Here is an 18,937-nt window from a genome sequence, read left to right as displayed (position 1 = left end):
TGTTGTCTGAGTCTTGTCGCTCAGGCGAAATTCAGGGCGACCAGCAACAGGTCGATGGCCTTGATTCCGATAAAGGGCACGATCAACCCACCCAGTCCGTAAATCAGCAGATTTCGGCGCAGCAGCGCGGCCGCACCCACGGCGCGGTACTTCACCCCCTTGAGCGCCAGCGGGATCAAAAACATGATGATCAATGCATTGAAAATCACCGCCGACAAAATGGCCGAGGAAGGACTGCCCAGGCGCATCACATTCAGTGCCGCCAGCTGCGGGTAGGTGGTGACAAATATCGCCGGGATGATGGCGAAGTACTTGGCCACGTCGTTGGCGATCGAGAAGGTGGTGAGCGAACCGCGCGTCATCAGCAGGGCCTTGCCGGTCTCGACAATCTCCAGCAACTTGGTCGGGTTCGAGTCCAGATCGACCATATTGCCTGCTTCCTTGGCCGCCTGGGTGCCGCTGTTCATGGCCACCGCCACATCGGCTTGCGCCAGCGCGGGGGCGTCGTTGGTGCCGTCGCCGGTCATGGCCACCAGGCGGCCTTCGGCCTGATACTGGCGAATCAGCTTGAGCTTGTCTTCCGGCGTGGCCTCGGCCAGGAAGTCGTCTACGCCTGCTTCCGCCGCGATCGCCGCCGCCGTGAGCTTGTTGTCGCCGGTGATCATGATGGTCGTGATGCCCATTCGGCGCAGTTCGCCAAAGCGCTCCTTGATGCCGGACTTGACGATGTCTTTTAGCTCCACCACGCCAAGGACGCTGCTGCCGTCGGCCACCGCCAGCGGCGTGCTGCCGCGGCGCGAGACATCATCGGACGCGCGTGTCACTTCCAAAGGCACGCTTCCGCCCAGCGCCTCGACGTGTTTGCGAATGGCATCGACGGCGCCCTTGCGCAGCTGGCGCGTGCTGCCGTCAGGCTTTTGCAAATCAATACCGCTCATGCGGGTCTGGGCCGTGAAGGGTACTTCAGTAGTAGCGCCGATCAGCACCTGCACCGCATCGAGTTTTTGGGCCAGCGTCACGATGCTGCGGCCCTCGGGCGTTTCATCAGCCATCGAGGCCTGCATGGCGCATGCGGCGAGCTGGGCCTGCGACACGCCCGGCGCTGGCAGGAAAGCGGAGGCCTGGCGATTGCCGTGCGTGATGGTGCCGGTCTTGTCGAGCAGCAACACGTCCACATCTCCGGCCGCTTCCACCGCGCGGCCCGACGTGGCAATCACATTGGCCTGCATCATGCGGCTCATGCCCGCCACACCGACCGCCGACAGCAAACCGCCGATGGTGGTCGGGATCAGGCAGACCAGCAGGGCAATCAGGGCAGTGATGCTGACGACCTTCCCCGAACCGGCTGCCGCCACGCTGAAGATTGAAAACGGCAGCAGGCTGACCGTGACAATCAAAAACACGATGGTCAGCGCCACCAGCAAAATAGTCAGGGCGATTTCGTTTGGCGTCTTGGCGCGCTTGGCGCCCTCGACCATGCTGATCATGCGGTCCAGGAACGATTCGCCCGGATTGACCGAGACACGCACCACCAGCCAGTCGGACAGGACTCGCGTGCCGCCGGTGACCGATGAAAAGTCACCGCCCGACTCGCGCACCACGGGTGCAGATTCGCCAGTGATGGCGCTCTCGTCGACCGACGCCACGCCTTCGATGACTTCACCGTCCAGCGGGATCATGTCGCCAGCTTCCACCAGCACCACATCGCCCTTGCGCAGGTTTTCAGCCTGCTCGGGCAACCAGGACGCTCCATGTCTGGGCTCCTTCAGCTTTTTGGCCCAGGTGCTTTTTTTCAGGCTCCGCAGTGAAGCGGCCTGCGCCTTGCTGCGGCCTTCGGCCAGCGCTTCGGCGAAATTGGCGAACAGCACGGTGAACCACAGCCACAAAGCCACAGCAAAAATGAAGCCTGCTGGCGCCTCGCCCTGACCCTGCAGCGCCTGAAGGCCCAGCAAGGTCGTCAAGATGCTGCCGATATAAACGACAAACATCACTGGATTGCGCCATTGCACGCGCGGACTCAGCTTGGTGAACGACGCCACAATGGCCGGCTTGAGCAGCGCCGGATCGAGCAAAACAAATGGTTTTTTGGTAATCATGGTTGTGATTTCATTGACCTTGCGGTTTATTGACCAGGCCACAGCATTAAGTGCTCGACTACCGGACCCAGCGCCAGCGAAGGCACATAGTTGAGAAGGCCCACCAGCAACACGGTGCCAATCAGCAGCCCGACGAACAACGGGCCATGAGTCGGCATGGTTCCTGCCGTGACAGGCAGGCGTTTTTTGGCCGCCAGGCTGCCGGCAATCGCCAGCACCGGCACGATCACACCGAAGCGCCCAAACCACATCGCCAGACCCAGCAAGGTGTTGTAGAACGGCGTGTTGGCTGACAGCCCGGCGAAGGCGCTGCCGTTGTTGTTGGCTGCCGAAGTCAGCGCATAGAGAATTTCTGAAAACCCGTGCGCGCCCGGGTTGGCCACGCCCGCCTTGCCGGCCCCCGCCAACACGGCAATGGCGGTTCCGGCCAGCACCACGATGGGCGTGACCAGAATGGCAATCGACGTCAGCTTCATTTCATGCGCCTCGATCTTCTTGCCCAGGTATTCCGGCGTGCGGCCAATCATCAGACCAGCGATGAACACCGCCAGGATGGCAAACACCAGCATTCCATACAGGCCGGTGCCAGTGCCGCCAAACACCACTTCACCAAGCTGCATCATCACCATCGGCACCATGCCGCCCAGCGGCGTGAAGGAATCGTGCATGGCATTGACGGCGCCGCAAGACGCCGCCGTGGTGATGACCGCAAACAGGCTGGAGGCGGTGATGCCGAAGCGGGTTTCCTTGCCCTCCATGTTGCCGCCCGACTGCAGGGCACTGACCGTCTGATCCACGTTAAGTGGACTCAGCAGGGGGTTACCCGCCTGCTCTGCCGGCGTGATGGCCACCACGGCAATGACAAACATTACCGTCATCGCCGCCAGAATGGCCCAGCCCTGACGTCGGTCGCCGACCTCGCGGCCAAAGGCAAAGCACAGCGCAGCCGGAATCAGGAAAATCGCCAGCATCTGGAAGAAATTGGTGACCGCGTTCGGATTCTCAAAGGGGTGGGCTGAATTGGCATTGAAAAAACCGCCACCATTTGTACCCAGCAGCTTGATCGCTTCCTGCGAAGCCACAGGGCCCATGGCCAGCGTCTGCGTGCCGGTTTTCACGTTTTCCATGACTGCGGCACCTTGCGCGTCTTTCAGCGGCTGGCCATCAGGGCCATTTTTGGGCTGCTGGTAGCTTGTGGTTTCCAGCGTGCCCACGTCCTTGTAGGCGTCAAAATTCTGGATCACGCCATTGCCTGAAAAAAGCAGTGCCAACACCAGCGACAGCGGCACCAGCAACCAGGCCGTGATGCGCGTCACGTCCACCCAGAAGTTGCCGATCATTCCGGTGGAGCGTGCAGCAAAACCACGAAACAGCGCAAACGCCACCGCGATTCCGGTGGCGGCGGATAAAAAGTTTTGCACCGCCAACGCCAGCACCTGCGTCAGGTAGCTCATGGTGGACTCGCCGGCATAACCTTGCCAGTCGGTATTGGCGACAAAACTGATGGCGGTGTTGAAAGCCGAATCCGGCGAGACGGCCACCATGCCGGCCGGATTGAGCGGCAGCACGGCCTGCAGGCGCTGCAGTGCATAAACCACCAGCAGGCCCACGGCATTGAAGGCCAGCAAAGCGAGTGCGTACTGCCACCAGTTCATCGACTTGTCGGCAGAGGTGCCCGCCAGGCGGTAGAGCGGCGCTTCCAGCCGCTGCATCCAGCCCGGCAGTCTGCCGGAACTGATGCGTGCCAGCCAGATGCCGAGCGGCCAGGAAGTGACCAGCAACACCCCAAGAAAAACAGCCAGCAGGCCCCATGAAGCGCTGCTCATCAAAACTCCTCAGCGCAGATCAGCGCGTAAACGAGATAAGCCAGTAGCATGACTGCGCAAACGCCGCCAAAGCCGTAAAGCACGTCGAGGCCGATCATGAGCGACCTCCTGGCGGTTTTTCGAGCCTTTTAAAACTCCAGACCAGCAAAGCCATCACGCCCCACAGGAACACCATACCGACAACAAAAGCAATATCCATTGACCTTCTCCCACGTAAAACGATAGAAGAAGGTTATCTGTCGAGACGTAAAAACGGGGTAGAAGAAAGATGGCGCCGTATAAAAAAAGCGTAAAAATCCGGCTCTAAAAGGCATGTTTCAATGCTTCATTGCCATGAATTCAATGGCTTCCTGTAGGGCCGCCAATCGAGCGCTACAGCCACTTTCTGTTCAACCCTTGCTGGAGCGCAGCGCCGAAATGTCCAGCACGCGCAGGCCGCCATATTCCACGCGAATCGTGCCTTGTTTTTCCAGCGCTCTCAGCGCTTCGTTGACGCGCTGGCGCGATAGCCCGACCAGATAGGCCAGTTCCTGCTGCGTAATGCGTAGAATCTCACCCACGCCCGGATACAGCACCTGATTGAACAGCGCGGCAAGGCTGCGCGCGACGCGCAAATCAGGGTTGTTCATGCGGTCAATTTCCCGCGCCGCGATGAATTGCCCGAGACGCTCGTTGAGCTGATTCATGACAAAGCGGTTAAAGCCAATTGAGTGGTCAAGCAACCAGTGAAAACTGTCGACGGGCAAGCCGGCAACGACGCTTTTTCGCAGTGCCTGGATGTTGTAGCGGTAGGGCTCGCGTTTAAGAGCCGTTCCTTCCCCGAACCAGCCGCCGGGCGGCACGCCGGTAAACGTCATGGTCATACCCTGCGCATCATCGGCGCTCATCTTGAGCAGTCCTTCCACCACGCCAAACCAGTAAGTCACCGGTTTGCCAACCCGGCAGACATAGTCACCGGCTGCGGCGTCGCCCACCACCAACTCGGCCATCGCGCGCGCGCGCTCATCCGGGCGCAGCAGTGGCATCCATGGAATGCCCTGGACTTCATCAAGCGTGGGCTTCCTGCGGCGCTGGTAGAGAGTCAGGTCAGTGGACATGGATCGCCAGTTTTTTTCCGGGTAAGTCCTGAGAGGGAGCACCCTTGGATTGTCGTCAGATGGACATTTCATTGTCCGCTAAAAGCATAGCATCCCAGTCGCCCAACTACCCTACAAAGAGGAATGCATGACTCCAAACTCCACCACTCCCCAGCAAGAGGGCCAACCCGCTTGCGGCACTGACCGGCTAACTCGGCGAGGTGTCCTCGGGGCGCTTGCGGCCTTACCGGCAATTTTTCATGCGCCAACCCGGGCAAACGAAACCGGAGCTATAAAAATAGCGCAATCTGTGGACCTCAGTGGCCCGCTTTCGACGCTGGGCCAGGCCATGCATCAAGGGGCCAAGGCTTGCTTTGCGGCTATCAACGCCAAAGGCGGCGTGAATGGTCGCCTCATCGAGCTCACGGCGGTTGACGATGGCTACGACGTCAAGCGCGCGCTGACCAATGTGAAGGGTTTTATCGAGGACCGCAACAACTTTGCGCTCTTCAGCTGCATGGGAACACCGATGATCGAGGCCATGCTGCCTCAGGTGATTGAATCGGGCCTGCCATTTTTCGCACCCTTTTCGGGGGCCTTGCTGGCGCGGCCAAAAAATGCTCCCAATGTTTTCAACATCCGTGCCAGCTATGCCGATGAAGCCGAGCAACTGGTGCAGCACCTCGCGACCATTGGCATCAAACGCATCGCCATCGTCTACCAGAACAATTCCTTCGGCAAGGAAGTGTTCACTGCGACCCAGCAGTCGATGGCAAAACACAAACTGGACGCAACGGCCATCGTGACGGTGGAAAACAACTCTTCCGACGCTGGCGCAGCGGCGACCAGGGTCGCGAGCTCGCAACCCGAAGCGGTGCTGCTTGGTCTGGCCGGCAAGCCCACCGTCGATTTCGTCAAAGCGATACGCCAGCTGCGCAAGGGCCTGCCGCTGTATGCCCTGTCCGTCATGGGAGCGGCCGCCACGCTCAAGGCCATGGGCGATGACGCGACGGGCATTTCGGTATCGCAGGTCGTTCCGCTGCCCGGCAACACCGTGGTGCCGCTAGTGCGCGAATTCCAGCAGGCATGGAAGGCCGCCGGCGTGACGCTTGAAGTTTCGCATCTCGCACTTGAGGGTTATATCAACGCCCGCGTTTTTAGCGAGGCACTGCGACGCGCCGGCCGCAACCCCACGCGCAGCAGCTTCATGGAAAGCTCCTGGGGTATCAAGCGCCACGACTTTGGCGGCTTCGAGGTCAACTTCACCGACTCGGCCAGCAGCGCTTCGCGCTTCGTGGAACTCACAATGGTTTCGCGTAATGGGCGCTTTATCCGATAACAGGGCCATATCCGGGCACACCCCATTAGGACTTACCCGGAAATTGTCGTCACAAAGACAACTTAACGTCAAACACCGTCCTATATTCGCGTCATGCCAGCAGCTTTTCCTAAAAAAAGCTGAGTTAAACGAATACAAGGACCGGAATGCAGACCACGTTCCCACAACTGCTGCTAAAACATGCCGCCGAGCGCCCGGAAGCTCCCGCCATGCGCGAGAAAGAATATGGCATCTGGCAGGCCTGCAGCTGGGCCAGCATGGCCCAGCTGGTTGAACACATTGCGTGTGGACTGCACAAGGCCGGCTTGAAGCGTGGCGAGCACATGGTGGTGATCGGCGCCAACCGCCCACGCCTGTATGCCACGATGCTGGCCGCCCAGTCGCTGGGCGCGATTCCGATTCCGCTGTACCAGGACGCGGTAGGTGCTGAATGCGTCTTCCCCATCACCAATGCCGACGTCCGCTTTGCAATGGTCGAAGACCAGGAGCAAGTCGACAAACTCCTCGAAATTCGCGACCGCTGTCCAGACCTCGGCCACATCATTTTCGACAACCCGCGGGGTCTGCGTAAATACGACGAACCCGGGCTGGTATCGCTGGACTTGCTGATCGACTCCGGTCTGGCACTGAGCAAAAGCCAACCCGCCTTGTTCAGGGCAGAAGTGGACAAAACCAGCCCGGACGACGTGGCTGCGATGTTTTTTACCTCCGGAACGACCGGTAACCCCAAGGGGGTGGTCCACACCCACAACACCTTGCTGGACCGCGCGCGGGCGGGTGCCGAATTTGACAAGCTCACTTCAGGCGAAGAGGTGCTGGCCTACCTTCCGCCCGCCTGGATCGGCCAGAACATTTTCAGTTATGCGCAATGGCTTGCCTGCGGCTATGTGGTGAACTGCCCGGAAAACGCGAGTACGGTGACGATTGACCTCAAGGAAGTCGGACCTACTTATTATTTTGCACCGCCGCGGGTGTTTGAGGGCTTGCTCACAAGCGTGACCATTCGGATGGAGGATGCAGGACGCATCAAGCGCGGCATTTTCAACTATTTCATGGATGTGGCCAAACGCGTCGGACCTGCCCGCATGGAGGGCAAACCGGTAGGCCTTGCGCAGACCCTGCTCTACGGTGTGGGAAACCTGCTGATTTATGGCCCGCTGCGCAACAACCTGGGTTTCTCCCGGGTGCGCGTGGCCTACACCGCTGGCGAGGCCATAGGCCCGGATCTTTTCACTTTTTACCGTTCCATCGGCATCAACCTGAAGCAGCTTTACGGCTCCACCGAAACCGCCGTGTTTGTCTGCCTTCAGCCGGACAACGAAGCGCGCGCCGACACGGTCGGCGTACCCATCAAGGGAGTGCAGATCAAGGTCGCCGACAACGGAGAAATCATGGTCAAGTCGGCCGGCCTGCTTAAGGAGTACTACAAAAATCCGGCTGCGACGGCCGAGGTCCTTACCGCCGATGGCTGGTACCACACGAGCGACGCCGGCTTCATCGACGCGAATGGCCACCTCAAGATCATTGACCGCGTCAAGGACGTGGGCCACATCAGGGGCGGCGTCAATGATGGCGCCATGTTTGCGCCCAAGTATGTCGAGAACAAGCTCAAGTTCTTCCCATACATCAAGGAAGTCGTAGCTTACGGCGATGGCCGGGAAAAAGCCTGCGTTTTCATCAACATTGATTTTGACGCGGTTGGCAACTGGGCCGAACGCAGCAACCTGCCTTATGCGGGTTACACCGATCTCGCACAAAAGACCGAGGTTTATCAACTCGTCAAGGAGTGTGTCGAGAAGGTCAATGCCGACTTGAGCGAAGACGCCTTGCTTGCCGGCTCGCAAGTCAGCCGCTTTCTGGTCTTGCACAAGGAACTCGATGCGGACGACGGCGAACTGACGCGTACCAACAAGGTGCGCCGCGGCTTCATCGCCGAGAAATACCAGCCGCTGATCGACGCCCTCTACAGCGACAAATCCGAACAGTTTATTGAAACCGTGGTCAAGTTCGAAGACGGCCGCAGTGGCAGCGTCAGCGCCACGCTCAAGATTGGCGATACCCAGACGTTTGTCCCCGTGAAGGCTGCAGCATGACAACAGCGAACCTAACTCCAGACGCAGGCACAGCCCACGCAGAACCCCGTGCGGGATCGAACGAATGCAGCGCCTGGTCGCCCCAAGCAAGCTCAGCCCTCACGGAGGGCAGCGTGGTACGCGAAGCGACAGGCGTGGGGGCAAAAATAATCGGTGACGTCATTCTTGACGTGCAGAACATCAGCCTGAGCTTTGGCGGGGTCAAGGCTTTGCACGACATTTCCTTCAATGTTAAAGAGCATGAAATTCGCGCCATCATCGGCCCCAACGGAGCGGGCAAAAGCTCTATGCTCAACTGCATCAATGGCGTGTACTCGCCGCAACAGGGCTCCATCACCTTTCGCGGCCAGACGTTTAAACACATGAACAGTCACCAGGTGGCGGTGATGGGCGTAGCCCGGACCTTTCAGAACCTGGCCTTGTTCAAGGGCATGAGCGTGCTGGACAACATCATGTCGGGCCGCAACCTGAAGATCAAGAGCAATCTGCTGCTGCAGGCGCTGCGCATCGGGCCGGCGCAAAAGGAAGAATTCAGACACCGCGAGGCAGTTGAAAAGATTATCGACTTCCTGGAAATCCAGGCCTACCGAAAAACGCCAGTCGGGCAGTTGCCTTATGGCCTGCAAAAGCGCGTAGACCTCGGCCGCGCCCTGGCGATGGAGCCGCAGGTGCTACTGCTCGATGAACCCATGGCCGGAATGAACGTGGAAGAAAAGCAGGACATGTGCCGCTTTGTGCTCGATGTCAACGACGAGTTTGGCACCACGGTTGTCCTGATCGAGCACGACATGGGTGTGGTCATGGATATTTCCGACCGCGTCGTAGTGCTCGACTATGGCAAAAAAATTGGCGATGGCACACCCGACGAGGTGCGCAACAACCCTGACGTGATCAGCGCCTACCTCGGCACCAGTCACTAACCCGGAACGGCAATACCATCATGGCTTCAACAAATTTCCGGGGCACGAATGTGTCACTTTCAAGCAGCGGCGGCGGAACCCGCTTAGCCGGGCCGCAAGCGGCATCCCCTGCAAGGGGCGAGGCAGCGACGCGCAGCGAGCCTGCGACAAGGGTAAGAAAATAATGGCTTTTTTTCTTGAAACACTGTTGGGTGGCCTGATGGCAGGCATGCTGTATTCATTGGTCGCCCTGGGCTTTGTGCTGATTTTCAAGGCCTCCGGCGTCTTCAACTTTGCCCAAGGTGCGATGGTGCTGTTCGCGGCACTGGCCATGGCCCGGTTCTCTGAATGGATTCCGCAATGGACCGGCATTAACAGTCTGCTCTTTGCCAACATCATCGCCTTCGCCATGGCCGGCGTCGTGATGTTTATGGTGGCCTGGCTCATCGAGCGCCTGGTGCTTCGCCACCTGGTCAACCAGGAAGGCGCAACGCTGCTGATGGCCACACTGGGCATCGCCTATTTCATGGAAGGACTGGGCCAGACGCTTTTTGGCGGCAGCATCTACAAGATCGACATTGGCATGCCCAAAGACCCCATCTTCGCGCTGGACTCGGTGTTCCCGGGCGGCATCCTGATCAACAAGGAAGACTTGTATGCCGCATTGATTGCGGCGGTACTGGTGGCCCTGCTGAGCGTCTTTTTTCAGAAGACCGCTACCGGGCGGGCACTACGCGCCGTGGCCGATGACCATCAGGCTGCGCAATCCATCGGCATCCCGCTCAACCGCATCTGGGTCATTGTCTGGTGCGTGGCGGGCGTGGTGGCGCTGGTGGCCGGCATGATCTGGGGCAGCAAGCTGGGCGTGCAGTTTTCACTGGCGACCATCGCCTTGCGCGCGCTCCCCGTGGTGATTCTGGGCGGCCTCACCTCCGTGCCGGGTGCCATCATCGGCGGTCTGATCATCGGCGTGGGCGAGAAGCTTTCCGAGGTCTATCTAGGCCCGTTTGTCGGTGGCGGCATTGAAATCTGGTTTGCCTACGTACTGGCCCTCGGTTTTCTGCTGTACCGGCCGCAAGGCCTGTTCGGTGAAAAAATTATTGACCGCGTATGAATATGAGGCCCCCACGCTTGTCACTTCGTGTACTGCACTGCCCCCCGGGGGGGGCCGCTGCGCCTGCGGCCCGGCGGAGCCGGTTCCGCGGCCCCTGCTGAACGGGGCACGGCCCCACAAAACACTTTTTCCATGGCGACCTAACAGCATCGTACCCTTATGTTCTATAGAGAAAACGGTCAATTCAAAACCAGCTATCGCACGGACCAGCAAATCTTCCCGATTCTGCAGGACCGCATCGCGATGGGGCTGATCCTCGCCGTGGCGTTTGTGGCCGTCCCGATGCTGGCCAGCGACTACGTGTTTCGCGCCATCCTGATTCCCTTTGTCATCATGTCGCTGGCTGCGCTCGGCGTCAACATTCTGGTGGGCTATTGCGGGCAAATTTCACTGGGTTCCGGCGCCTTCATGGCCGTTGGTGCCTACGGCGCTTACAACTTTTTCATGCGCATTCCCGGCATGCCGCTGATTCCGGCACTGATTTTGGGTGGCCTTTGCGCCACCGTGTTCGGCATCCTGTTCGGCCTGCCAAGCCTGCGCGTCAAGGGCCTGTATCTGGCGGTGGCCACGCTGGCCGCGCAGTTCTTCAGCGACTGGATGTTCCTGCGCATCAAGTGGTTCACGCTGGACTCGCCATCTGGCTCCGTGTCGGTGTCCAACCTGCAAGTGTTCGGCTTGCCCATCGAGAGCGCGGCGAGCAAATACCTGCTCTGTCTTGGCGTGCTGGCTGTCGTGGCGCTGCTGGCCAAAAATCTGGTGCGCAGCGCGATTGGCCGCGAGTGGATGGCCATCCGCGACATGGACGTGGCCGCCGCAGTCATTGGCATTCGCCCGATGTACGCCAAACTTAGCGCGTTCGCGGTCAGCTCCTTCATTATTGGCGTGGCCGGCGCACTCTGGGCTTTTGTCTATCTGGGTGCCTGGGAACCGGCGGCGTTTTCGGTGGACCAGTCGTTTCGCCTGCTGTTCATGGTCATCATCGGCGGGCTGGGCTCGATCATGGGCGGCTTCTTTGGTGCCGCCTTTATCGTGGTACTGCCCATCGCCTTGAACCAGATCCTGCCAGTGCTGCTGGGGGCTTTCGGCATCGAAATTTCCACCGCCGGCGTCTCGCATGCTGAGCTGATGATTTTCGGCGGCCTGATCGTCTGGTTCCTGATTGTGGAGCCGCACGGCTTGGCCAAGCTCTGGTCAACGGCCAAGCAAAAGCTTCGCCTGTGGCCCTTCCCGCACTAACCCTTGGCGCGAGAAAGGATGACTCAAAACAAGCCAGGTGTTTTTTGTCAGTGAAGCGTTTTCCGATTTTCCGGTGTGACAGTTTTTCCAGTGCTTTGCTTTTTTAATTTTCAGGAGACAACAATGAAGATTCGCATGTTTGTTCTGGCGGTGGCTGCAGTAGCCGCTGGCGCTTCGTCAATGGTGACGACCAGCGCATTTGCCCAAGCCAAGGAGCAGTTTTTCCCGCTGCTGTCTTACCGCACGGGCCCCTATGCTCCCAATGGTGTGCCTTGGGCCAACGGCAAGCAGGACTATCTCAAGATGGTCAACGCCCGCGACGGCGGCATCAATGGCGTCAAGCTGACTTATGAAGAATGCGAGACCGGTTATGCCACCGACCGCGGCGTGGAATGCTACGAGCGCCTCAAAAGCCGCCCTGGCGTGGCCATTTTCGACCCCCAGGCTACTGGCATCACTTTTGCATTGACTGAAAAGGTGGCGACCGACAAAGTTCCGCTGATCACGCTGGGATATGGTTTGTCCGTCGCTCAGGACGGCATGGCCTTCAAGTGGAACTTCCCGTTGATGGGCAGCTACTGGACCGGCGCCGATATTTTAGTCCAGCACCTCGGCAAAAAGGAAGGCGGCCTGGACAAGCTCAAGGGCAAAAAAATCGCGCTGGTCTATCACGACTCCCCGTTTGGCAAGGAGCCGATTCCGCTGCTTCAAGAGCGCGCGAAGATGCATGGCTTCGAGCTTCAGCTGATTCCCGTCACGGCGCCGGGTGTCGAGCAGAAATCAGCCTGGCTGCAAGTGCGCCAGAGCCGCCCTGATTACGTCATGCTGTGGGGCTGGGGTGTGATGAACTCGACAGCGCTGAAGGAAGCGCAAGCCACCGGCTATCCACGTGAAAAGATGTATGGCGTGTGGTGGGCGGGTGCAGAACCTGACGTCAAGGACGTCGGCGAAGGCGCCAAAGGCTACAACGCGCTGGCGCTCAACACCTCTGGCCAGCAGCCCAAGGTGATCCAGGACATACTGAAATATGTCCACGAAAAAGGCCAGGGAAGTGGCCCTAAGGATGAAGTCGGCCAGGTGCTGTACACCCGTGGCGTGATCATCCAGATGCTGAGCATTGAGGCAGTGCGCCGGGCCCAGGAACGCTTTGGCAAAGGCAAGGTCATGACCGGCGAGCAGGTTCGCTGGGGCCTGGAGAACCTGGCTCTCGACCAGAAGCGGCTGGACGCACTGGGATTTTCGGGCGTCATGCGTCCGCTGTCCACTTCCTGTTCCGACCACATGGGCTCGACCTCGGCCCGCGTTCAGACCTGGGACGGCAGCAAATGGAATTTCAGTTCCGACTTCATCCAGGCTGACGATCAGATTCTCAAACCCCTGGTCAAGGCAGCTTCAGACAAATACCTGGCCGACAAGAAGATGACGCGGCGCGCCGCAGCAGATTGCCAGTCCTGAGATTTGGGCACTGATTTGCGGTCTACAGCGCGGACTCGTCCAGCGCTGGAAACCGCAGCCTGAATAACTGAAAAGGCGGCTCCCGGGAGCCGCCAGGTGAAAGGACAGTAGCGCTGCCCTTTCACCTGGTTTAAACGGATACACCATCATGAGTGATTCAAACATCGTTCTCAACGTCAATGGCATCGAGGTCATCTACAATCATGTGATTCTCGTGCTCAAGGGCGTGTCCCTTCGGGTGCCTGAGGGCCGCATTGTCGCCATTCTGGGCGGCAATGGTGCGGGCAAGACCACTACCCTGCGCGCCATCTCCAACCTGCTCAAGGGGGAACGGGGGGAGGTCACCAAGGGCTCGATCGAACTGCGCGGCGAGCGCATCGAGAATCTGTCGCCGGCCGACCTGGTGCAGCGCGGCGTGCTGCAGGTCATGGAAGGCCGCCACTGTTTTGCCCACCTGACAATCGAAGAAAATCTGCTCACTGGCTCCTACACTCGCAAGAGCAAGACTGAAGTCGCGGCCAACCTGGAAAAAGTCTACAACTACTTCCCGCGCCTGAAAACCCGGCGCACGTCTCAGGCAGCGTACACCTCGGGCGGCGAGCAGCAAATGTGCGCGATTGGCCGCGCACTGATGGCCAACCCAAGCATGGTGCTGCTGGACGAGCCCTCCATGGGGCTGGCACCGCAGATTGTTGAAGAAGTCTTCAACATCGTCAAAGATCTGAACGAAAAGGAAAAAGTGACCTTCCTGATTGCCGAGCAGAACACCAACATGGCGCTTAAATATGCGGACTATGGCTACATCATGGAAAGTGGCCGCGTCGTGATGGATGGCGCCGCCAGCGACCTTGCCAACAATGAAGACGTGAAAGAGTTTTACCTGGGTGTGGGTGGCGGCGAGCGCAAGAGCTTCAAAGACGTAAAAAGTTACAAACGCCGCAAGCGCTGGTTGGCTTGATAACCCTGAGGATGCACACCCAATGACCCAATTTTTCGACTCACTTGAGACGCGTTCAAAGGCGACCCGTGAAACTGCCCTGATGGCCGGGTTGCCGAGGCAAATCAGCCATGCACAAACGCATGCCCCTGCTTTTGCCGCCCTCCTTCAGGGAATTGATGGCGCCGCCCCCATTCCCCGCGCCGCTCTGGCTCGCCTGCCGGTCACGCGCAAGCATGAATTGCTCGAGCGCCAGCGGGCCGCGCGACAGTCCAGTGGCGACGCCTTTGGCGGTTTCAGCGCGCTGGCTTACGGCGCCTGCATGCCCCGTGTGTTTGCCAGCCCCGGCACCATTTACGAACCTGAAGGCACGCGCAAGGACTACTGGCGCATGGCACGGGCCATGTATGCGGCAGGTTTTCGCCCCGGCCAACTGATTCACAACAGCTTCAGCTATCACTTCGTGCCGGCTGGCTCCATGATGGAAACCGGCGCGCACGCCCTGGGCTGCTCCGTGTTTCCAGGCGGCACCGGACAGACCGAACAACAGGTGCAGGCCATGGCCGAACTTCGGCCTGCGGGCTACATCGGCACGCCGAGCTTCCTGAAAATCATCGTGGAAAAAGCAGCCGAAATGAAGGTGCCGCTGCCCACCGTGACACGTGCGCTGGTTTCGGGCGAGGCCTTTCCGCCCAGCCTGCGCGACTGGCTGGGCGAGCGCGGTATCGCAGGCTACCAGTGTTACGCATCGGCTGATCTTGGCCTGATTGCCTACGAAACCGAGGCGCGCGAAGGGCTGGTGCTCGATGAAGGCGTGATCGTGGAAATTGTTCGACCCGGAACCGGCGACCCCGTGGCCGAGGGCGAGGTGGGGGAGTTGGTCGTGACAACACTGAACCCTGACTACCCGTTGATCCGGTTTGGCACTGGGGATCTCTCGGCGCTGTTGCCCGGCAGCTGCCCGACCGGGCGGACCAACACACGCATCAGGGGCTGGATGGGTCGCGCCGACCAGACTGTCAAGGTGCGCGGCATGTTTGTGCATCCTGGGCAGGTGGCAGACATTGCCCGGCGTTTTCCCGAAGTGATCAAGGCCAGACTGGTGGTGAGCGGCGAGATGGCAAACGACAGTATGACCTTTCAAGTCGAGGCAACCGGGTCGGCAACGGCCCACTCGGGACTCGACCAGCGAATCAGCGAAGTCATCCGCGATGTCACCAAGCTGCGTGGCACGGTGCAGCTGCTGGCCCCTGGAAGTCTCCCCAACGACGGCAAGGTGATTGAGGACGCGCGCAGCTACAAATGAAAGGGATTGCCCTTACGTAGTTCCCGCGCTATTGCGGCCGCGTGGAGCCCCTAAACTCATCGCTTTCAGATCAAGGACACACCCATGAAACGCCTGCTAGTTTTGGCTGTCGCTGCGACGGCCCTGTTTGCCAACGCTCAAACCTTCCCCGGCTCCAAACCGATCTCGATCGTAGTGCCGTTTGCGGCCGGTGGCCCGACCGACCGCGTGGCGCGCGACCTGGCCGAAGCGCTGCGAAAAGCCATGGGCGGCAATGCCAATTTTGTGGTCGAAAATGTCAACGGCGCTGGCGGCACCATCGGTGCCACCAAAGTCGCCAAGGCCGCGCCTGACGGCCACACGCTGCTGCTGCACCACATTGGCATGGCTTCAGCGCCGGCCCTTTATCGCAAGCTGCAGTACAAGCCGCTCGAAGATTTTGAATATCTGGGCATGATTAACGAAGTGCCGATGACGCTGATTGGCAAACCCCAGCTGGCCGCCAACAACTACCGCGATTTTGAAAACTACATTCGCGCCAACGCGGGCAAGCTCAATATTGCCCATGCCGGGCTGGGTTCAGCGTCTCACCTGTGCGGTCTGATGTGGCAGGCGGCCATCAAGGCCAACGACGCCATGACGACGATTCCTTTCGGCGGGACCGCGCCGGCCATGAACGCGCTGCTTGGTGGACAGGTCGACCTGATGTGCGACCAGACCACCAACACCAGCGGTCAGATCGAGGCAGGCCGCGTCAAGGCCTTCGCCGTGACCACCGCAAAGCCGCTGTCCGGCAACAAGATGCTCAAGGATCTGCCGTCTCTTCAAGATATGGGGCTGAAGGGGTTCAACCTCACCATCTGGCACGGGCTATACGCCCCGAAGGGTACGCCGCCGGCCGTCCTCACCCAAATTAACACAGCCCTCAAGCTGGCGCTGAAAGACCCCGACTTCATCAAGAAGGAAGAAGGCCTGGGCGCCGTGGTGGTGACCGACAATCGGGTCGAGCCCGCCGCGCACAAGGCGTTCGTAACGGCCGAAACTGCCAAACTAAAGCCGGTGATCGAAGCGGCCGGCAAATTTGCCGACTGAACAATCCTGCCTTTTTGCCAGGCCGCCCGGTGATTGCCGGGCGGCTTTTTCATGCGCGGACTAACCCTCTTGAAGCGCTTGCAGGCTCAGGTTATCGTTTGTCCCAACCCCAGCCACCACCCACCGGAGACAGACTTGAGTCTATTTTTTAAGCGAAATCGCCGCCACGTCCTTATAAATTCGGTACTATTAGCTATTATTTTCATAGCAAATTCAGCCTTTGCGCAGGGCAACTGGCCGGCCAGGGCGGTCAAAATCATCGTTCCCTTTGCGCCCGGCGGTACCACCGACATTCTGGCCCGCGCGATGGCACCCGAACTGTCGAAAGCTTTCGGCCAGCCCTTTGTGGTCGAGAACCGGGCTGGCGCGGGCGGCAATATTGGCGCCGACGTAGTGGCGAAATCCGCCGCCGATGGGTACACGCTGCTGATGGGAACCGTGGGTACGCACGGCATCAACAAGTCGCTTTACAACAAGATGGCGTTTGACCCGCAGAAGGACTTTGCCCCCATCACGCTGGTGGCCGGCGTACCCAATGTCATGATCGTCAACACCGAAAAAGCCAGGGCGGCGGGCATCAACAGCGTGGCTGACTTCATACGCGTGGCCAAGGCCAGTCCGGGCAAGTTCAATATGGCGTCGAGTGGCAACGGCACTTCCATCCACATGGCCGGCGAGCTGTTCAAAACCATGAGTGGCACCTACATGATCCACTTCCCCTACAGTGGTTCCGGTCCTGCGTTGATGGCGCTGGTGGGCGGCGACATGGATGTGATGTTCGACAATCTGCCCTCGTCGATGCAGTTGATCAAGTCGGGCAAGCTCAGGGCGCTGGCCGTAACCAGTTCGCAGCGCTCGGCCGCCCTGCCTGACGTGCCCACCGTCGAAGAGGCGGGCGGCCCGGCGCTCAAGGGCTTCGAGGCCAGCTCCTGGTTCGGCCTGCTGGCGCCGGCCGGCACACCGCCCGAAATCGTCAACCGCATCCAGCAGGAGGCGGCCAAGTCGCTCAGCACGCCCGCCATCAAGGAAAAGCTGCTCGCACAGGGTGCCGTTCCTGGCGGTAACACGCCGCAGCAGTTTGCCGCTTTCATCAACGCCGAGCACAAGAAGTGGGCCCAGGTGGTAAAAACTTCCGGCGCCAAGGTCGATTGACCTGTCCACAAAAAAAAGCCCTCGCAAGGGCCTTTTTCAGACGGCGCCAACGCCAGGAAAGCCACGCCCGTCGGGCTAAACGCCCCAAACCACATCGTGGCCGGCCGCGTGGTTACGCCGCAGCATGTCGATGAAGGAAACCGCGCGCTGGTGCAAACCGAGCCCGTCGCCAGGCACCTCGCCTGCGCCCTCATCGCCCGATTGCTCTAGCGCAATGGCGTCTTCAAGGGCCTTGATGGCGGCGGGCATCTGCTCGGGCAGGATAATTCCCTTGTCGCCCGGGCTCTTGCCGATGATCTCCAGCACCCGGCGGCCATTGGCCTCCAGCATGATCACATCCCCATGGTCTTTTGATTTGAATTTGTACAGCATTTTGGAGCTCCTCAGTTTAATAACCCATCCATTATGAGCAGCTGGCCGCTTCATGGGTGTAGGTCTGCTTCACCTCTTTTCGGACGTTCTTTATCTGACAACTACTTTTCAGGTTCCCCGTCCAGGTTTTTCCGGGCGTGCACTTTTTAAGCAGGCCAGGTCAGCGAGAATAAACGACATGTTCAACATTGCCACCGTTAAAAAACCAGCCGCTCAAGCCCTTCGCCAAGATGGTTTGAGCCTGCTCATGCCGGCCGATTTCACGACCAGCTTGCAACTCCAGACACCGCAATGGCTACAGCGCTGGGGCGACCTGACCGGCTCGTGGGACCGGTTGCCGCCCGATGCCCACCTCAGGGACGGAGGCTGTTACCGGCGTCGGCGGCATGCCTGTTTTATCCAGGAATTTCCCAGTGGCGCATTGACCCAGACGCCGCATCGCGCGCACTGGCAGCCAACCGAATACAACGCCCTGCATGGCGGGTTTGAACGCTGGTTTGATCCGGTCGAGCCTGCGGTGGCCCAGGCATCCGCCTGGCTTGAGCTGCTGGCCAGCCTGGGTCGCCTTTTTGCGCAGGTCAAGGCAGTGCCGCGCTGGCATGTCGAAGCGCACCAGTTCCGTATTGATACTGCCGGCGGCGTCGGTCGCCCCACACCCGAAGGCGCGCATCGCGACGGCGTGGATTTTGTGGTGGTGTTGATGGTGGCGCGGCGCGGCGTCAAGGGAGGTGAGACGCGCGTGTTCGATGCTCATGGGCCTGACGGCGTGCGATTTTTGATGCAGCAACCGCTGACAGCGCTACTCCTTGACGACGAACGGGTGATTCACGAGACCACACCGATCTTCCCGGCTGACGGCCAGCAAGGGCAAAGCGGGCTGCGTGACACGCTGGTGCTCACCTACCGCGCCGCAGGCTTTCAGGCCCCCTGAAAGCCCTGCCGCCCTGCCTCGCCGGCACCTTTTT

Annotated in this window: 16 protein-coding genes; 11 read left to right on the top strand and 5 right to left on the bottom strand. The window is 59.8% G+C overall.

Translation table 11 applies throughout. From position 1 onward, the window contains the following. Positions 1-20 precede the first annotated feature (20 nt). The 4 genes from kdpB to HHJ19_RS14505 all read right to left on the bottom strand — a co-directional run bounded on the left by kdpB (position 21) and on the right by HHJ19_RS14505 (position 5,019). Positions 21-2,096 carry a potassium-transporting ATPase subunit KdpB gene (gene kdpB / locus HHJ19_RS14520; protein WP_296908576.1) on the bottom strand — a complete coding sequence of 692 codons (2,076 nt, stop codon included), beginning with the start codon at positions 2,094-2,096 and terminating at the stop codon, positions 21-23. 26 nt (positions 2,097-2,122) lie between these two features. After that, positions 2,123-3,922: a potassium-transporting ATPase subunit KdpA gene (gene kdpA, locus HHJ19_RS14515; protein WP_296908575.1), complete on the bottom strand. Its 1,800-nt coding sequence runs from the start codon at positions 3,920-3,922 to the stop codon at positions 2,123-2,125. Next, positions 3,922-4,020 (bottom strand): K(+)-transporting ATPase subunit F, encoded by a 99-nt coding sequence (kdpF, locus tag HHJ19_RS14510; protein WP_296908573.1) that lies wholly within the window; start codon positions 4,018-4,020, stop codon positions 3,922-3,924. Before kdpF ends, kdpA begins: the two co-directional genes overlap by 1 nt. A gap of 291 nt (positions 4,021-4,311) precedes the next feature. After that, a complete protein-coding gene (locus HHJ19_RS14505) occupies positions 4,312-5,019 on the bottom strand; it encodes a Crp/Fnr family transcriptional regulator (RefSeq protein ID WP_296908571.1) in 708 nt (235 codons plus the stop codon). A 127-nt stretch (positions 5,020-5,146) separates the two neighbouring features. Between HHJ19_RS14505 and HHJ19_RS14500 the strand changes: the two genes are divergently transcribed. The 10 genes from HHJ19_RS14500 (at position 5,147) to HHJ19_RS14455 (ending at position 17,600) form a co-directional block, all read left to right on the top strand. Continuing rightward, complete coding sequence (locus tag HHJ19_RS14500; protein WP_296908570.1) at positions 5,147-6,337, top strand: ABC transporter substrate-binding protein; 1,191 nt, start codon at positions 5,147-5,149, stop codon at positions 6,335-6,337. A 146-nt stretch (positions 6,338-6,483) separates the two neighbouring features. Further along, on the top strand, positions 6,484-8,430 hold the full coding sequence (locus HHJ19_RS14495) for an AMP-binding protein (RefSeq protein ID WP_296908568.1): 1,947 nt from the start codon (positions 6,484-6,486) through the stop codon (positions 8,428-8,430). Positions 8,431-8,564: 134 nt separating this feature from the next. Continuing rightward, a complete protein-coding gene (locus HHJ19_RS14490; RefSeq protein ID WP_296908598.1) occupies positions 8,565-9,350 on the top strand; it encodes an ABC transporter ATP-binding protein in 786 nt (261 codons plus the stop codon). Between the two features lie 163 nt (positions 9,351-9,513). Further along, positions 9,514-10,443 carry a branched-chain amino acid ABC transporter permease gene (locus tag HHJ19_RS14485; RefSeq protein WP_296908566.1) on the top strand — a complete coding sequence of 310 codons (930 nt, stop codon included), beginning with the start codon at positions 9,514-9,516 and terminating at the stop codon, positions 10,441-10,443. A gap of 159 nt (positions 10,444-10,602) precedes the next feature. Continuing rightward, positions 10,603-11,679, top strand: coding sequence for a branched-chain amino acid ABC transporter permease (locus HHJ19_RS14480; RefSeq protein WP_296908564.1), 1,077 nt, complete (start codon positions 10,603-10,605; stop codon positions 11,677-11,679). A 123-nt stretch (positions 11,680-11,802) separates the two neighbouring features. Next, complete coding sequence (locus HHJ19_RS14475; RefSeq protein WP_296908562.1) at positions 11,803-13,134, top strand: ABC transporter substrate-binding protein; 1,332 nt, start codon at positions 11,803-11,805, stop codon at positions 13,132-13,134. A gap of 148 nt (positions 13,135-13,282) precedes the next feature. Then, complete coding sequence (locus HHJ19_RS14470) at positions 13,283-14,092, top strand: ABC transporter ATP-binding protein (RefSeq protein WP_296908561.1); 810 nt, start codon at positions 13,283-13,285, stop codon at positions 14,090-14,092. 22 nt (positions 14,093-14,114) lie between these two features. Beyond that, entirely contained in the window at positions 14,115-15,377 is a 1,263-nt protein-coding gene (locus tag HHJ19_RS14465; protein WP_296908559.1) for an AMP-binding protein, read from the top strand. Positions 15,378-15,461: 84 nt separating this feature from the next. Beyond that, complete coding sequence (locus HHJ19_RS14460) at positions 15,462-16,448, top strand: tripartite tricarboxylate transporter substrate-binding protein (protein WP_296908557.1); 987 nt, start codon at positions 15,462-15,464, stop codon at positions 16,446-16,448. 195 nt (positions 16,449-16,643) lie between these two features. Then, the gene (locus tag HHJ19_RS14455; RefSeq protein ID WP_296908597.1) at positions 16,644-17,600 is read left to right on the top strand and encodes a tripartite tricarboxylate transporter substrate binding protein; all 957 of its coding nucleotides are present in this window, start codon (positions 16,644-16,646) and stop codon (positions 17,598-17,600) included. A gap of 75 nt (positions 17,601-17,675) precedes the next feature. On the opposite strand, the gene HHJ19_RS14450 is transcribed toward HHJ19_RS14455, so the two are convergent. Continuing rightward, positions 17,676-17,972 carry a DUF1840 domain-containing protein gene (locus HHJ19_RS14450; protein WP_296908556.1) on the bottom strand — a complete coding sequence of 99 codons (297 nt, stop codon included), beginning with the start codon at positions 17,970-17,972 and terminating at the stop codon, positions 17,676-17,678. A gap of 178 nt (positions 17,973-18,150) precedes the next feature. On the opposite strand from HHJ19_RS14450, the gene HHJ19_RS14445 reads away from it, so the two are divergent. Further along, complete coding sequence (locus tag HHJ19_RS14445) at positions 18,151-18,903, top strand: 2OG-Fe dioxygenase family protein (protein WP_296908553.1); 753 nt, start codon at positions 18,151-18,153, stop codon at positions 18,901-18,903. The last annotated feature ends 34 nt before the right edge of the window (positions 18,904-18,937 follow it).

Origin of the sequence: Polaromonas sp. (genome assembly GCF_012927415.1) — a bacterium.
Classification (GTDB): domain Bacteria; phylum Pseudomonadota; class Gammaproteobacteria; order Burkholderiales; family Burkholderiaceae_C; genus Polaromonas.
The sequence above is the reverse complement of the archived record's forward strand: the minus strand, read 5'-3'. Positions and strand labels throughout refer to the sequence as shown.

Excerpts from the sequence above, each read along its gene's own strand:
- kdpB (WP_296908576.1), bottom strand. The coding sequence starts at position 2,096 with ATGATTACCAAAAAACCATTTGTTTTGCTCGATCCGGCGCTGCTCAAG.
- kdpA (WP_296908575.1), bottom strand. The coding sequence starts at position 3,922 with ATGAGCAGCGCTTCATGGGGCCTGCTGGCTGTTTTTCTTGGGGTGTTG.
- kdpF (WP_296908573.1), bottom strand. The coding sequence starts at position 4,020 with ATGATCGGCCTCGACGTGCTTTACGGCTTTGGCGGCGTTTGCGCAGTC.
- HHJ19_RS14505 (WP_296908571.1), bottom strand. The coding sequence starts at position 5,019 with ATGTCCACTGACCTGACTCTCTACCAGCGCCGCAGGAAGCCCACGCTT.
- HHJ19_RS14500 (WP_296908570.1), top strand. The coding sequence starts at position 5,147 with ATGACTCCAAACTCCACCACTCCCCAGCAAGAGGGCCAACCCGCTTGC.
- HHJ19_RS14495 (WP_296908568.1), top strand. The coding sequence starts at position 6,484 with ATGCAGACCACGTTCCCACAACTGCTGCTAAAACATGCCGCCGAGCGC.
- HHJ19_RS14485 (WP_296908566.1), top strand. The coding sequence starts at position 9,514 with ATGGCTTTTTTTCTTGAAACACTGTTGGGTGGCCTGATGGCAGGCATG.
- HHJ19_RS14480 (WP_296908564.1), top strand. The coding sequence starts at position 10,603 with ATGTTCTATAGAGAAAACGGTCAATTCAAAACCAGCTATCGCACGGAC.
- HHJ19_RS14475 (WP_296908562.1), top strand. The coding sequence starts at position 11,803 with ATGAAGATTCGCATGTTTGTTCTGGCGGTGGCTGCAGTAGCCGCTGGC.
- HHJ19_RS14470 (WP_296908561.1), top strand. The coding sequence starts at position 13,283 with ATGAGTGATTCAAACATCGTTCTCAACGTCAATGGCATCGAGGTCATC.
- HHJ19_RS14465 (WP_296908559.1), top strand. The coding sequence starts at position 14,115 with ATGACCCAATTTTTCGACTCACTTGAGACGCGTTCAAAGGCGACCCGT.
- HHJ19_RS14460 (WP_296908557.1), top strand. The coding sequence starts at position 15,462 with ATGAAACGCCTGCTAGTTTTGGCTGTCGCTGCGACGGCCCTGTTTGCC.
- HHJ19_RS14450 (WP_296908556.1), bottom strand. The coding sequence starts at position 17,972 with ATGCTGTACAAATTCAAATCAAAAGACCATGGGGATGTGATCATGCTG.
- HHJ19_RS14445 (WP_296908553.1), top strand. The coding sequence starts at position 18,151 with ATGTTCAACATTGCCACCGTTAAAAAACCAGCCGCTCAAGCCCTTCGC.